Source organism: Pseudomonas sp. R1-43-08, assembly GCF_003852255.1.
In the GTDB taxonomy this organism is placed as follows: domain Bacteria; phylum Pseudomonadota; class Gammaproteobacteria; order Pseudomonadales; family Pseudomonadaceae; genus Aquipseudomonas.
In genome coordinates this window covers 2505250-2520262 of sequence record NZ_CP027734.1, presented here as the reverse complement: position 1 = coordinate 2520262, position 15013 = coordinate 2505250, and the positions used below count along the sequence as shown (strand labels likewise).

Here is a 15013-nt window from a genome sequence, read left to right as displayed (position 1 = left end):
AATGTGGGAGGGGGCTTGCCCTCGATAGCTGAGTGTCAGTCAGTGAATCTGCATCTGAGCCACCGTTATCGGGAGCAAGCCCCCTCCCACATTGGGACCGCGTTTGGATTAATTGACCGAAGCGTTCTCGCTTTGGCTGGCGCGACGTTTGGCGGCGGGCTCCAACGCCTGCTTGCGCTGCTGCAGGGCCTCCAGCAAACCGAAGTCCTGCGGGAAATCGTCGACCTGGATGCCGTGGTCGGCGTATTCCACATAGCGTGCGAGCAAAGCGTCTTCGTCGTCGCTGATCAGGTCCAACGCCCGTGCCTTGACGCGCCAGCCGGTAAAGGCCGCAGACGAAATCGGCATTGGCGCGAGCAGGCCTTGCTTGATGACGGGCTTGAGCCGTGCCTCGATCAGCTCCACTTGGGGCAACAGGCGGAACCCCAGTTCGCCATAGGCCAGCTTGTCGATTTCCGGGCGCGGGATGTAGGAGTTGGCGAGCAAACGGTCGCGGGTTTCGCCGGGGGTCTGTACGACCTCGGCGACTTGGGCCAACAGGCGATCCGACGGTTTGCGCAAAGGAATACCAAACGGGAAACTCAAGCCCCGCAGCACCGCCGCAGCGGCTTTCGACGGATAATTGTCGAGCACTTCGTCCAGCGCTTCATGGGCGCGCAACAATGCGTCCTGGGCCGCCCAATGCACCAGCGGCAAGTCGGCCTGGGGCCGGCCGTCGTCCTCAAAGCGCTTGAGCACGCAAGACAGGATGTACAACTGCGACAGCATATCGCCCAGGCGCCCGGTGATACTTTCCTTGCGCTTGAGAGCGCCCCCCAGCACCCCCATGGAAACGTCCGAGACCAATGCCAGCACCACCGACAGACGATTGGCCTGGCGGTAGTAGGAAGCCAGCGCCGGGTCGGTCTTGGCCGGGGCAGAAAGCAGCCGGCCAGCGGTCAGCGCATGCACCGTGGCACGCACGGTGTTGGCCAGTACAAAACTCACATGGCCGAACATCGCGCTGTCGAACGCCTGCAGGGCCTTGCGCTGGTCCGGGTTGCGCGCCGCTTCCATTTCGCGCAGCACATAGGGATGGCAGCGGATCAGGCCCTGGCCGTAGATGATCAGGCAGCGGGTCATGATGTTCGCGCCTTCCACCGTGATGGCGATGGGGCTTTGCTGATAGGCGCGTGCCAGGAAATTATTGGGCCCCATACAAATGCCCTTGCCGGCGACGATGTCCATGCCATCGTTGACGATCATTCGCGCGCGCTCGGTGACGTGGTATTTGGCGATGGCCGAGATGACCGAAGGTTTCTCGCCGGCATCCAGGGACGCCACCGACACCTTGCGCACCGCATCACAGGCATACAAGTGCCCGGCCATGCGGGCCAACGGTGCCTGCACCCCTTCGAACTTGCCGATGGGCAGACCGAACTGCTTACGCATCGCGGCGTAGGCGCTGGTACCACGGACCGCCACTTTGCCCAGGCCGACGTTGGCCGACGGCAGTGAAATCGCCCTGCCCGCCGCCAGGCATTCCATCAGCATGCGCCAGCCGTTGCCAACTTGTTCGCGACCGCCGATCACCCACTCCAGCGGAATGAACACATCCTTGCCGGTGGTCGGACCGTTCTGGAATACCGCATTCAGCGGCCAGTGGCGACGGCCGCTGTTCACGCCTGGATGGGAGGTGGGAATCAGCGCGCAAGTAATGCCCAGGGCACCTGCGGCACCGAGCAAACCGTCCGGGTCCTCGGCACGGAACGCCAGGCCCAGCACCGTGGCAATCGGGCCGAGGGTGATGTAACGCTTGTCCCAGGTTACGCTGAACCCCAGCACCTCCTCGCCTTCGTGCAGGCCCTTGCACACAATCCCCACGTCGGGAATGGCCCCGGCATCGGAGCCGGCATACGGGCTGGTCAGCGCGAAGCACGGAATATCCTCACCCCGCGCCAGACGCGGCAGGTAATAGTTGCGCTGGGCCTCGGTGCCGTAATGCAGCAGCAGTTCGGCGGGGCCCAGGGAGTTGGGCACCATCACCGAAATGGCCGCCGCCGAGCAGCGGGTCGACAGTTTCATCACCACTTGGGAGTGCGCGTAGTGGGAGAAGCCTTTGCCGCCGTACTGCTTGGGAATGATCATGCCGAGAAAGCCGGCGTCCTTGGTGTATTGCCAGCCCTCGGGGACATGTCTTGCCACACCTGGGTGGTTTCCCAATCGTTGGCGATGTCGCACAGGGTTTCGACTTCGTTGTCCAGGAACGCCTGCTCTTCGGCACTCAGGCTGGCCGGCGCGGCTTGCAGCAGGCGCTGCCAGTTGGGTTTGCCGCTGAACAGCTCGGCGTCCCACCACACGGTGCCGGATTCGATGGCCGCACGTTCGGTGTCGGACATCGCCGGCATGACCGTACGAAACAGCCCCAGGGCCTTGCTGGTCAACAGCACGCGGCGCAGGGGTTTGATCGCCAGCAACAAGGCCGGCAACACCACCAGCACCGCTGCGACGGTAGTGCCGAATGCGGCCACTGCGTTGAACAGATAGCCAGCCGCCAGCCATACCAGGCCGGCGCCCAGCCACAGGGTGGCAGCGGCTTGTCGATACGCCAGGGCAATCGCCGCGACGAAACCCACCAATAACCAGATAACCATGGGATACCTCTACTTGATTCAGGGCGTGGCACCCGTGCGGACCGCTCGGATTGAGCGGGGCGTAGAGCCACACTACAAACTCGGGAAAATAAATTCAAATTTTGTTTTGAAATTTTTATTTAATGGTCTGGCGAAAATATTCAGGGCTGAACGAGTCAGCCTAATTGCATCAGTCATGTGGCTCCGATTAGGTTCTGCGGATTGTTCTGTAAGCGTGTCAGTGTGCGCCGGGTCTCAAGATGCGCTGAATACCCGGCTTCAACACGGTCAGGTGCGTGACTAGAACTTATAGGTCGCCGACAAGCTCACGACGTCACCTGACGACTCAGCCTTCCCGTCCAGTTGAGCAGCGCCGAGGCGATCGACGTTCTTGGTTTTCAGGTTGACCTTTTCGACGAACTGGTGCGAGTACGCGCCATCCACTGACAGGCCCGGCACTGCCTTGATGTCGTACCCGGCACCAAACGCCAGGAAATAACGATCGCCATCAGGGATCCGCGGGTCACGCGTGGAGTTACGGGTAGGCGTCTGGTCATACGCCACACCTGCACGCAGGGTGAGTTCGTCGGTGGCTTTGTAGTCGCCGCCGATTGAGGTCATCCACGCGTTTTTGTAGTTGTAGGGAATGGCAACAATGGTCGAGCCCTGAGACTTGAGTGTGAGGTCCTGGAACGAGGACCACTCAGTCCACTGGGCACTCACACCGAGCGTCCAGCGGTCATTGAACTGATGGACCCAGTCAATCGCAGCAGTCGCCGGGATATCCAGTTGCGCACTGGCATGCGCGCCATCCGGGAACAGCTTGAGACCGGGATAGGCCATTTCAACCAGCGTCTCTCCGTTCGGACCAATAGGGTTGGTCATTGTGTTACGACCGATGGCGTCCGTATAAACGTCGTACTTGCCGGTCATCTTGTTTTTGATCTTGGCGTGATAATTCAAACCCAGCGTGTCTTGCTGCGTCGGTTTCCACACAACGCCACCAAACCAGCCTACCGAGATGTTGTCGACTTTCACACGCATCAAGGAATGCCCGACACCGGTCGGAAAGCCGGTGCCGCCAAGCCCGGGTGATACATCTGCGGCAGCCAACACATCAACGTTCTGGCTGACGTTTCCCTGGCTGCGCTGAACGATGGCACCCCCACCGACCGAAAATTCATCATTGACCTTGAACGACAGTGAGCCTGTGAGGCCGATGGTCTCGATCTTGGTGTCGACGGCGAAATCCCGCAGCTTTGAGTTTTCGTTCCACGTACTTTTCATACCTTGCGGTACGACCTGGCTCAGGCCAAAAGCAAAGCGGTCGCCGATGGGCATGACCATGAAACCGGTGGGTAGCCATGCGGTGAAACCGCCCTGGCCGCCATTATTGGTATTGAGCGTCGGATCGCCCAGGTTGCCCTGGTCATCCAGCACTGGCGTATTGGTCACCGGGTTGCCGTTATGGTCATACGCCTGGCCGGAATATTTGATCTTGATCCGGGCGTAATCGACGGTCTGCTGCACGATGGTTGAATCGATGAACGCCATGGCCGCTGGGTTGTTGTACGCCGCACTCGGGTCATTCTTGAACAGAGAACCGCCACCAAATGCGCGGCCCCAACCGGGGGCGCCATAAGTGGGCGTGGAAAACCCGCCCGCCTGCACATGTTCCGTAGTGATCAGGCCTCCCAACAAGGCCAGTCCCAGTAACGTGTAAGCGTGTTGTTTCTTATTATTCATGCGGTACTCCCTATTATTATGTGCGCCCGGCCCCTGCCGGTGGGTCGTGTAACCATGGAGCGTTGTTCAAAAGCGCCTGTACTGGAACGGTGTATGACAATCAGGGATGGGTGATAAGCGAAGGCGATTTATCGTTGACCGGCGCCTCGCGGGGGGCGCCGGCATTTCAACGGGTGATCAGCCCTTTACGGAGTCACGCGCTTACGGGTTTACAGTGAGCGTCGGGGCCACAACGTTCAGCGATTCCACAGTGCAGTTTCCGCTCAGCGACTGATTGGCGGCCGAAAGGGTTTTGGTCCCTGCAGCCCAAGTGACTGCGATAGGGGTTGGTCCGCAGTTGGTGGCTGGGATCGAGCTGATCTTGTAGCCGACATTGGTCACGGTACCGGTGGTGCCCGTCGAGGCAGTCAATACCCAAGGCAGGTTAGTCAGCTTTGGCAAAGCGCACAGACCGCCGCCGGTCAGCGTCGCGCCGTTGATCGAGGCCACGCCACCGCTAACGTTGCCGGTAAAAGTGATACCGCATGTCACTGCCGCGCCAAAAGACGAAGGCGACTTCACCACGATGGTGCCGGCGTTAGTCGAGAACGGACCGTCCGGAGAGACGGAAGCCGCACTGGCCATCGACGCGGCGCCGAAGCACATTGCAAACGAAGTTGCACAAACGAGGGTTTTCAAGCTTTTCATTATTTTGCCTCACATGTAATGGCGAGTTATTTCGCCTGGGGTAATGACCATGAACACGAAGTCACGGTGAAACTGCAGAACTTCGTATTCCAGCCAAATTCAGTTAAGTCCGACAACCTTATTCAACTACTTTGAAATCAGGCGGCATCTTGATTGATACCGTTTTAATGGTGCAGTCATCACCAATAGGTACATTGGCAGCCTCCAACTTGCCGGTGGCGTTATCCCACGTACCGACTGCAGTAGAAGGACCGCACTTGCCGCCCAGACCGAATGCATGCACGTCCACGCTGATCTTCGACATCGAGCCGCTTTTTGTATCCTTTGCAATCAAGATCCATGGCAAATTAATAGCTTCGACCCGGCTGCACTTGAGCCCGCCATCGAACACCACTTTGTCGATATTGACGGATGTCCCATCGGCCGTCACTTTGCCGGCCACCTTGATGGTGCAGTCAGCACTGATCAACGCGCCTTTGGAGAAGCTGATTGGGCCCTGGGCTGTAAACGCGCTACCGGCAGGTTCGATACGGGCGGCCTGTGCGTGATGCCACGCGATCAGGCCCAGCGCGGCCAGTATGACATTAACGGTGAACTTTATAGTGACCTGAGTTACTTGCATGTTTACGCCCTTCCCTTGAAATTATTTTCGTTCGGGTAAACAACCATCCTGCAACTAAGCTAACAAACAATCGACGTAGAAATCCTTATCGAAATACACTCGAAAAACGCGTTTTTATTTCAAATTAAAACGGCTTGGCTTCGCCGCTGTACTTCTCCAGATACTTCAAGCGCTGTGAAGGCTGGAGATTAGCCAAGGTGATATCACCGGCATAATGATTCAATACACGATGGTCCATCCGGCGCCGCCACAAATACGGAACATAGGCCCAGACAATCATGCTCGCGTAACCATAGGGAAGTTGCGGCGACTCATCAAAGTGGCGCAACGACTGATAACTACGCGTGGGATTGGCATGATGATCGGAATGCCGTTGCAATTGAAACAGGAAGATATTGGTGACTATTCGATTACTGTTCCAGGAGTGCCGCGGCGAACAGCGCTCATAACGACCATTGGGCAATTTCTGGCGCTTGAGGCCGTAATGCTCGACGTAATTCACCACTTCCAGTAACGAGAAACCGTAGGCGCCCTGGATAAGCAGGAACGGAATCACTGCCGCGCCCAGCCAGGCAATCATCGCGCCCCAGAGCAGCACGCTGTACGTCCAGGCGCTGAGCACCGCATTCTTCCAGTGCCAGGCCGGCAGGCCAAGTTTGCGCAGGCGTTCGCGCTCCAGGTTCCAGGCCGAGCGAGCGCTGAACCATACCGAGCGCGGCAGGAAGGCCCAGAAGCTTTCACCCAGGCGCGAACTGGCCGGATCTTCCGGTGTGGCGACACGTACGTGGTGGCCACGATTGTGTTCGGTGTAGAAATGCCCGTAGAACGTCGGCGCCAGCGTGACCTTGGCCAGGAACACTTCCAATGGCTTGGGTTTGTGCCCCAGCTCATGGGCGGTGTTGATCGCGATACCGGTAGCGGCCCCGGTGGACATCGCCATACCCAGATAAGTGAAGCCACTGACGGGGCCGTGCAACTCGGTGCGGGCGCTAATGAACGCTGCGGCATGTGCCAGCCCGCTCGATGGATCGAAGGTCGCGGTGGCCCGCAGCAGCCCGCCGCCGATGATCCAGTCAATGCCGCCGGCGGCGAGCCAACCGGTGATCACGACCGAGGCGATCACAAACAGCACGCCGGTATAGACGATCCAACGGTAGTAGTGCTGGGATTCGAGATGGCTGACGGCAGATTCCGGCGGGTTGCTGAGGTCTTCACCCAACAGGCCGTCGATCAATGGGATCAGGCCGAAGATGACCAGCACACCGATCCACCACAGTTGCTGAATACCGGTGCCGATAGCCAGGGCCCCCGAGAGCAGTGGAGTCGCCAGGGGCATGATGCCGAGCCACCACAGGTAACGCTTGCCGTCGGCCCAGACGCCTGGCACCGCCAGGGACGGGTTCATGCCCACCTCCGAGCGCAGGCGGAGGCAGCAAACAGGAGGGCGGAGCGCTGGCCGCTCCGAGACATCGACCATGCGATAAAAGGCGTTTTTTTCATTATTTTATTCGCTCTTAGGCATTTCAAAAAATGTTTCAAATTAGAAATTGAAATAATTTTTTAAATAAATAGCGCGGAATCGTTAGGTCGTCAACCAGTTTATCCGGGCCTTTTTGCGTGACTGGGCAGTCTCTTTTTCAGAGCGCCCGCCAGGTGTCTAGGGCGGGCGTTGACGCGCTGGAACCGCAGATCGGATGGCATGGTTATTTGCCCGCCATGGCAAACGAGGGCTGCAATACGGCGGCGCTTCGTGCAGGCCCAGCCCGTTTGGCAACCTGCTCGACCAACGCCACCACTCGTTCCGTGGCAGTAATCGGCAACATGTGCCCTCGGTCTTCCACCACCTGCAGCTTCAGCCCGGGCACCTTGCTGGCCAGGCCCTGACCGTGTTTCTGGAAGTCGAGCACGTTATCCCGGGCGCCGTAGATGAGGCCGATTGGCAGCGTCAGCAGCGGGTAGCGCTTGACCATGTCCGGCAAGTGATCGTTGACTCGGTTGATCTCAGTGGACGCGGCAAAGAAGTTCTCGGGACGCATCCCCAGCAAACCGCCGCCGCGCGTAGCGAAGTCTGGCGGGGCGGCATCGGGGGCGAACACGCCCTTGACCACCGAGCCCTTGGTCAACAGGCCAATGGGCAGGGTCAAGGTGCGCGACACCCAGCGTCGCAGCCAGGCAGGGCGCACGGCCAGGGGCAGGAACACCAACGGCAGCATGCGCTGGGGATGGGTCAAGGGCGCCACCAGGATCAAGCCGGATACTGCATGCGGATGGTCAAGGGCCAACGCCAGGGCAACCGCACCGCCCAGGGAATGCCCAAGCACCAGCGGCTGATCCAGCTCGAGGGTTTTGATAAAAGCGGCCATTTGGCGCGCCTGGGCCGGCAGGTCTGCCGCCGTGTGGTTGTGCCGACTGGAGTAGCCCGACCCTGGGCGATCGACGCTGATGACGCGGAACTGCCCACGTAACTGACCGGATAACGCGTAAGTCAGGTTGCGACTGCTGCCCATCAGCCCATGGATCATCACCAGCGCTGGGCCTTGGCCTTCGTCTACATAATGAAAGCGCTCGCCATCCACCTCGACGACGCGCCCGTTGATCGGAACGGCGGTTTCAATACGCCGTGTCATCCAGGCGCTGAAAGCCCACGACACAGCGCTCGCGCCTATTACTACACCCGCAGCGACAACCCACTCGACAGCCATAGCTCGGTCCTCTGCTTCCCTGCTGTTGGCGACCCGATCGGGATTGATCAGGCCTCAACCTTCGTCCACACCTTGGACCCAGCCTCCATGCGCGTCTGTCGGACAAGTCGCATAGATCGAACAAGGTCCTAGCGTAGGCGAAATTTTCAGGTAGATTATTTAAAATCTTTTTTAAAATAATTAATTCAATTTTCCTTTGCAATGGTGTTCTATCTAAAACACAAAAGAAAAACAGGAGCACATCCGATGCCCACCAAGGACCGCTTATGAATGCCCACAGCGACGCCATCGACATCGCCATCATCGGCTCAGGCTTCGCCGGCCTGTGCATGGCGATCAAACTCAAGCAAGCCGGGCTCAGCGATTTCTTCGTCGCTGAGCAGGCCGACACACTCGGCGGTACGTGGCGTGACAACCACTACCCTGGCTGTGCCTGTGACGTGCAGTCCCATGTCTACTCCTTTTCCTTTGCGCCCAACCCCGACTGGACGCGCCAATTTGCCCCGCAAGCGGAGATTCGCGCTTACCTGGAGCAATGCGCGCGGCGGTTCGGGCTGGCGCCGTACCTGCGTTTCGGCATGGGCCTGCAACGGGCGGTGTTCGATGATCAGCAGCAACGCTGGCAACTGACGTTCAGCGATGGCCGCCAAGTCAGTGCGCGAGTGCTGGTGTCGGGCATGGGTGGCCTGTCGCGTCCTGCACTGCCGGATATTCCTGGGCTCGACAGTTTCAAGGGCAAGCGTTTCCACTCGCAGCAGTGGGACCATGACTACAGTTTGAAGGGCAAGCGCGTGGCGGTGATCGGCACCGGCGCCAGTGCTATTCAGTTCGTGCCGCAGATTGCGCCGCAAGTGGCGCACCTGGACCTGTTCCAGCGCACGCCGCCCTGGATCATGCCCAAACCCGACCGGCCGATCTCAGGTGTCGAACGCTGGCTGTTCAAGCATCTGCCGGTGACCCAAAGGCTGGTGCGCAGTGCCTTTTATTGGGCGTTGGAAGGCCGCGTGGTGGGCTTTGCCCTGCACCCGCGCTTGATGAAGATGGTGCAGAAAATCGCCCTGCGTCATTTGCGCAAACAAGTGGCCCGCCCTTCCCTGCGCAAGATTCTGACGCCGGACTACACCATCGGCTGCAAACGTGTGCTGATCTCCAACGACTACTACCCGGCGTTGTCACGCAGTAATGTCGAGGTGGTGACCGACCAGGTGCTGCGGATCGAAGCCGATGGCGTGATCACCGCTGACGGCATCAAGCACCCTGCCGATTGCCTGATCTTCGGCACCGGGTTCCAGGCTGCCGATCCCCTGCCCCGTGGCTGCATCATCGGCCGCAACGGCATCGACCTGATGGACACCTGGCACGACGGCGCCCATGCCTATAAAGGCACCACGGTGCCGGGCTATCCCAACCTGTTCCTGATCGTCGGGCCCAACACCGGCTTGGGGCACAACTCGATGATCCTGATGATCGAAGCCCAGGTCGCTTACATCCTTGACGCGTTGCAACAGATGCAGCGCCAACGCATCGCCATGGTGGAGGTCAAACCCGCCGTGGAGCAGGCCTACAACGCGCAATTGCAAGGCAAGCTCAAGCGCACTATCTGGAATACCGGCGGTTGCCAAAGCTGGTACCTCGACCCGCGTACCGGCAAGAACACCACGCTGTGGCCCGGCTCGACGTGGCGGTTCAAGCAAGTCACCCGGCATTTTGCGCTCAAGGACTATGTGGTCAGCCGGGCGCCAGTTGTGCCTGTGCCGCGCGCCGCAGCAACCCCTCATTGCGCCACAGAAGGCAGTCTGTCATGAAGTCATTCACCGGCCGCGTGGCGGCAATTACGGGAGCGGCCTCCGGCATGGGTCGCGCACTGGCACTGGCCCTGGCACGGGAGGGTTGCCACCTGGCCTTGGCCGACAAGAACAGCCAGGGGCTGGAGCACACGCGGGACCTGGTCAGGACGTCAACCCTGTCGCCGGTGACCGTCACCACCCAGGTACTGGATGTCTCGGACCGCCAAGCCATGCTGGAGTGGGCGGCGCGGTGTGCGGCCGAGCATGGCCAGGTCAACCTGGTCTTCAATAATGCCGGAGTGGCGCTGTCGAGCACCGTGGAAGGCGTGGACTATGCCGACCTGGAGTGGATCGTCGGCATCAATTTCTGGGGCGTGGTGCATGGCACCAAGGCGTTCCTGCCTTACCTGAAGGCCAGTGGCGACGGGCATATCGTCAACACCTCCAGCGTGTTCGGCCTGTTCGCCCAGCCCGGCATGAGTGGCTACAACGCCAGCAAGTTCGCGGTGCGCGGCTTTACCGAAGCACTGCGCCAGGAGCTGGACCTGCAACGCTGCGGCGTCTCCGCCACCTGCGTGCATCCCGGCGGAATTCGTACCGACATCTGCCGCAGCAGCCGGATCGACGCGAACATGACCGGTTTCCTTATCCACAGCGAACAACAGGCGCGCGCCGATTTCGAAAAGCTGTTTATCACCGACGCCGACCAGGCCGCCAAGGTGATCCTGCAAGGCGTGCGCAAAAACAAACGCCGCGTGCTGATCGGTCGCGACGCGTATTTCCTCGACCTGCTCGCCCGTTGCCTGCCGGCGGCCTATCAAGCGCTGGTGGTGTTTGCCAGCAGGCGCATGGCGCCCAAACCACGCACGCCCGTGTTTGAAACCAACGACGAGCCCCGTCTCTGAACAGGAGCACACCCCATGTTGCCGATACGCCGTGATATCCGCTTCGCCCTGCCTGCCGGGCGCATCACCAACTGGCATGAACAAGGCCCGTTCATCACGCACTTTTTCAATGCCCTGTCGCTGCTGTTTCCCCAGGGCGAGCTGTTTTTCATGGACAGCGTGCGCCACTACCGTTCCCGCATCGACGATCCGGACCTCAAGAAAGAGATCCAGGGTTTCATCGGCCAGGAAGCCATGCACAGCCGTGAACACGTGGCCTACAACGACCTGCTGCAAGCGGCAGGCCTGCCGGCGCACAGCCTCGATCGCCGCTTGAAATTCTTTCTCGACCTGCAAAAGAAGCACTTGCCGCCGTCCTTTAACCTCGCGGTGACCATCGCCCTTGAGCACTACACCGCGATGCTCGCAGAAATCCTGCTGAGTGACCCGTCGCGTTTCGGCGACTCACTCAAGGGCTACCAGCAGATGTGGTACTGGCACGCCCTTGAGGAAACCGAACATAAAGCGGTGGCCTTCGATGTGTGGAACCGGGTGATCACGCCTGGGCCCAAGCGCTACTTGCTGCGTACCGGCACCATGCTGTTTACCACGCTGCTGTTCTGGCTGGTGGTGTTCGATTTCCACGTGCGCCTGTTGATTGCCGACCGCAAGACGGGTGGGCATCTGCAGGGGTTCTGGCGCATGCTCAAGTTTCTGTATGCCCCCAAGGGCATCTTTGCGCGCATGCTGCGGCCGTGGCTGCACTATTTCAAACCGGGCTTTCATCCTTGGGACCATGACAATCGGGCACGGTTGGAGGGGATAGACGCACTGGTCGAGGAGATCGAGCGGACCAATCGGGGCTACGAGGCGGTCTAATGTGGGAGGGGGCTTGCCCCCGATGGCGGCCTCTGGGCCGACCAGGATGTTGGATTGGACCGAGTACATATCCGTTTCTGCGGTCACGGCTGCTATGGGTTCCGCTTTTACAGCGGCTCACTTTTGAAAAGCGCAAAAGTAAGCAAAACGCTCTTGCCCCACCACTCGGCACCTCGCCTAGGCTCGGTGTGCCCGTAATCCGACAGTGATTTGGGGGGCCGCCGCCACGCGCCATCCATGGCGCGGGGCAGCTAAACCGGCATCCCTGCCGGTTTACCCCCCAAATCACTATCGAATTCCGGCCAGCGTGGTTTAACGGGGCGCCTAGATCAAAAGCAAGATCAAGAGCGACTCGCTTCGCATCGTGGTTACCGTAGGCTGCTACAAAGTTGCGTAGATACCTATGTCCATGACTGCCAGATCACCCCAACCCCGCCCGCTCGCGCACAAACTGCGGCACTTTATGCCCCGGCAACGCCCTGCTGAAATACCAGCCCTGAATGAACAACTCAGCCCCCGTATTCAGAAACGCCAATTGCTCGGCGGTCTCGACCCCTTCCACCACCACGCCCAGGTTAAGCGCCTCACAGAAACGCAGCATGCCGGTCAGCACCTGAGCGCCCTTGGGATCGTGCTGTGCAACCACGAAGCTGCGATCGATCTTGATGAAGTCCACCGGAAACTGATGCAGGTAACTCAACGCCGAAAACCCGGTGCCAAAGTCATCGATATATACCTTTGCCCCCAATGCCTGCAGTTTCTGGATGGTATGACGGGTCGCCTGGATATCGCTGACCAGCGCATCTTCGGTGATCTCCACCGACACCCAGCCCTGGGCCTGGGCGAGAATCTCCACCAGACGATCACCATAAGCCGCGTCCTTGAGGGTAACGCTGGAGACATTGATGGTCATGGGCAATTCAAAACCGGCCTTCTTCCACTGTTGATACTGGCGTACGGCCTGGGACGCCACCCACACGTCCACATCCGGCATCAACCGCGCCTGTGCCAACCATTGCAGGAACTCCCAGGGTGAATGCACCGTGCCCTGGCTGTCCCGGGCGCGCATCAAGGCTTCGCAGCCGGTGCACAGGCCGGTACGGGTGGAGACCTGGGGCTGAAACTCAAGATAGAACTCGTAGTCGCTGATCTGCTGGATCCGGTTCAACTCAATGGCCTGCCGGGCCAGGGCGCGGTGCGACGCGAGTACCGGGTCGAACTCCAGCAACCGCCCCTTCTCCTCCAGGCCGCGAAATGTCATGTCCAGGGATTTGAGGTATACCGTGCCGCCGTCACTGGCCTGGCGATGGATCGCCCGTACATACGGCGCATACACCAGCGTCCCCAGGCCCATCAGTACAACCTGCAATACCACGGCCGCGACGTCGCCATGGGTACTGAGGTAAGCATTGAGAAACACCGGTGCGGTAAACGGCACGCTGGCCACGGCCGGTGCTACCCAACCCAGTTGCACCACCGCGAGCGCCACCGTCGCATTGACCGCCGGCACCAACAGAAAGGGTATGAACAACCGCGGGTTGAGGATGATCGGCAAACCGAACAACAGCACTTCGCTGACATTGAATAACGACAGCGGCAAACTGGCCATCGCCAGTAACCGCATGGACTGGCTCCTGGAAAACAGCAGGATTGCCAGGAGCAGGCACAGCGCGCCGCCCGACCCACCGATAAATGCGAAGCTGCCCAACAGGCCGCTGTTAAGCAGGTATTGAACCGGCTCACCCGCCGCCAGTGCCGCGCCATTGAGCACCACAGCTTGATCCAGTACATCGAACAGCGGCTGCATGGCATACACGCCATGAATCCCAAAAAACCACAACAGCGAGTTCATCAAAGTCACAAACAGGCCGCTGCCGTAAGGCGCCTGTAACGCATTGAGCACCTGCGGCCCCTGCAGTTGCGCCACATAGGGGATCTGCAGCAGCAACGACAACACCACCACCAATGCCAGCGCAGTGATCGCACCGGGCAGCACCATGTTGATCGTGCCCTTGAGGTTGTGTCCGATCAGGTCTTCATGCACCAGGCGAGTCCAACGCAAACGGTGCAGCCAGGCGATGGCCGGCACATTGATCAGCGGCGACGCGATGGCAATGAACAGCAGGAAGGTGGCCGAAGCCCGAGGGTATTCGCGCAAAAGAAACGTGGCCACCACTACGTTGGCAAGGCACAAAAAGGCTATTGGCAGTTGTGGCAAGCGGTGCTGAATGGCCAGCATATAGCCAATGGAAGCGGCGACCAGCAGTGGAATCACCGAGCTGATCCGGTCATGCAGGCCCGAAAGAAAGCTCACTATCGGTGGGCTGAAGCCCAGCACCTTGGCGCATTCGGACAGGATCAGGAAAACGGCAGACACCAACAGGCACGGCAGGATCCACAACAATCCCTCCCGAATCGCACGTAACGACTCGATACTGGCCAGGGCCGCCAGGCGCTGGGTAAGGAAAAGTTTGAACAGCGTTTGCGCCATGAGCCGCCCTCTGCCCGTATTCGCGGGGTCTGGAGATCAGCGCCGGAATACCCGTCAACGCTACACGCCCTGATGCTCGGCGCGAAAGCTTTTTGCCATCTCCCCGGGCTTTTCAGCAAAAAAACCCAGGGGGCTGTGAAAATTCCTAGATAAAAAATCGAACTTTCTGACCTGAGTCATCCCCTAAACCTGTCTGAGTCGGTATTATCCGCCGCGTTTCCGTTTGTTAAAGGATGTTACAACCTGGTTAACACCGGGTGCCCACTCAGGGAATATTGCCTGGCCAGAAGCAGGCACAAAGGAGAGAGAGCCTTACCATGCACCATAAGCGGTCCAGTACCATGCGCCCCCTATTTGTCACCATCCTGCTGTGGCTATGCAGCGTGGCGCTGTTATTTATCATCAAGAACGTCATCGAACTGTATACCGGGCCCGTCGCGGAGACCTGGATAGATTTGACGTTGGTGCTTGTCGCCTACCTGATGTTCTTTTTACTGGCACCGTTGCAACGCTGGCTCCAGCGCAGGTCGCGCAAGCGCGCTCGGCGTCACGTCGACGGGCACGCACCCGACGTCGACTCCCCTCTCTCTCGCTGAGGGGCTT

General features: G+C 59.6%; 10 protein-coding genes and 1 pseudogene. 4 read left to right on the top strand and 7 right to left on the bottom strand.

Going from position 1 to position 15013, the window contains the following annotated elements; genetic code table 11:
- Positions 1 to 108 precede the first annotated feature (108 nt).
- From C4J87_RS11455 to C4J87_RS11430, 6 genes and pseudogenes are all read right to left on the bottom strand, one after another.
- A pseudogene (locus tag C4J87_RS11455) lies at positions 109 to 2633 on the bottom strand (acyl-CoA dehydrogenase).
- Between the two features lie 279 nt (positions 2634 to 2912).
- Positions 2913 to 4358, bottom strand: coding sequence for an outer membrane protein transport protein (locus tag C4J87_RS11450; protein ID WP_124366868.1), 1446 nt, complete (start codon positions 4356 to 4358; stop codon positions 2913 to 2915).
- Between the two features lie 201 nt (positions 4359 to 4559).
- Positions 4560 to 5045 (bottom strand): alkane oxidation protein activator PraB, encoded by a 486-nt coding sequence (praB, locus tag C4J87_RS11445; protein ID WP_124366867.1) that lies wholly within the window; start codon positions 5043 to 5045, stop codon positions 4560 to 4562.
- A gap of 118 nt (positions 5046 to 5163) precedes the next feature.
- Positions 5164 to 5667, bottom strand: a complete 504-nt coding sequence (gene praA, locus C4J87_RS11440) for an alkane oxidation protein activator PraA (protein ID WP_124366866.1) — start codon at positions 5665 to 5667, stop codon at positions 5164 to 5166.
- A 124-nt stretch (positions 5668 to 5791) separates the two neighbouring features.
- Positions 5792 to 7072, bottom strand: a complete 1281-nt coding sequence (locus tag C4J87_RS11435) for an alkane 1-monooxygenase (protein WP_124366865.1) — start codon at positions 7070 to 7072, stop codon at positions 5792 to 5794.
- A 298-nt stretch (positions 7073 to 7370) separates the two neighbouring features.
- On the bottom strand, positions 7371 to 8369 hold the full coding sequence (locus tag C4J87_RS11430) for an alpha/beta fold hydrolase (RefSeq protein ID WP_124366864.1): 999 nt from the start codon (positions 8367 to 8369) through the stop codon (positions 7371 to 7373).
- Between the two features lie 266 nt (positions 8370 to 8635).
- Here C4J87_RS11430 and C4J87_RS11425 point away from each other — a divergent pair, with 266 nt between their 5' ends.
- Genes C4J87_RS11425 through C4J87_RS11415 form a run of 3 tightly spaced genes read left to right on the top strand, consistent with a single transcriptional unit; the run spans position 8636 to position 11919 of the window.
- The gene (locus tag C4J87_RS11425) at positions 8636 to 10174 is read left to right on the top strand and encodes an NAD(P)/FAD-dependent oxidoreductase (RefSeq protein WP_124366863.1); all 1539 of its coding nucleotides are present in this window, start codon (positions 8636 to 8638) and stop codon (positions 10172 to 10174) included.
- Positions 10171 to 11061 carry an SDR family oxidoreductase gene (locus C4J87_RS11420; RefSeq protein WP_124366862.1) on the top strand — a complete coding sequence of 297 codons (891 nt, stop codon included), beginning with the start codon at positions 10171 to 10173 and terminating at the stop codon, positions 11059 to 11061. The genes C4J87_RS11425 and C4J87_RS11420 overlap by 4 nt, the downstream gene beginning before the upstream one ends.
- Before the next feature lie 15 nt (positions 11062 to 11076).
- Positions 11077 to 11919 (top strand): metal-dependent hydrolase, encoded by an 843-nt coding sequence (locus tag C4J87_RS11415; protein WP_124366861.1) that lies wholly within the window; start codon positions 11077 to 11079, stop codon positions 11917 to 11919.
- Between the two features lie 421 nt (positions 11920 to 12340).
- Here the strand turns inward: C4J87_RS11415 and C4J87_RS11410 are convergent, their stop codons facing one another.
- Positions 12341 to 14410 carry an EAL domain-containing protein gene (locus C4J87_RS11410; protein ID WP_124366860.1) on the bottom strand — a complete coding sequence of 690 codons (2070 nt, stop codon included), beginning with the start codon at positions 14408 to 14410 and terminating at the stop codon, positions 12341 to 12343.
- A gap of 341 nt (positions 14411 to 14751) precedes the next feature.
- On the opposite strand from C4J87_RS11410, the gene C4J87_RS11405 reads away from it, so the two are divergent.
- Positions 14752 to 15006: a hypothetical protein gene (locus tag C4J87_RS11405; protein WP_256658962.1), complete on the top strand. Its 255-nt coding sequence runs from the start codon at positions 14752 to 14754 to the stop codon at positions 15004 to 15006.
- The last annotated feature ends 7 nt before the right edge of the window (positions 15007 to 15013 follow it).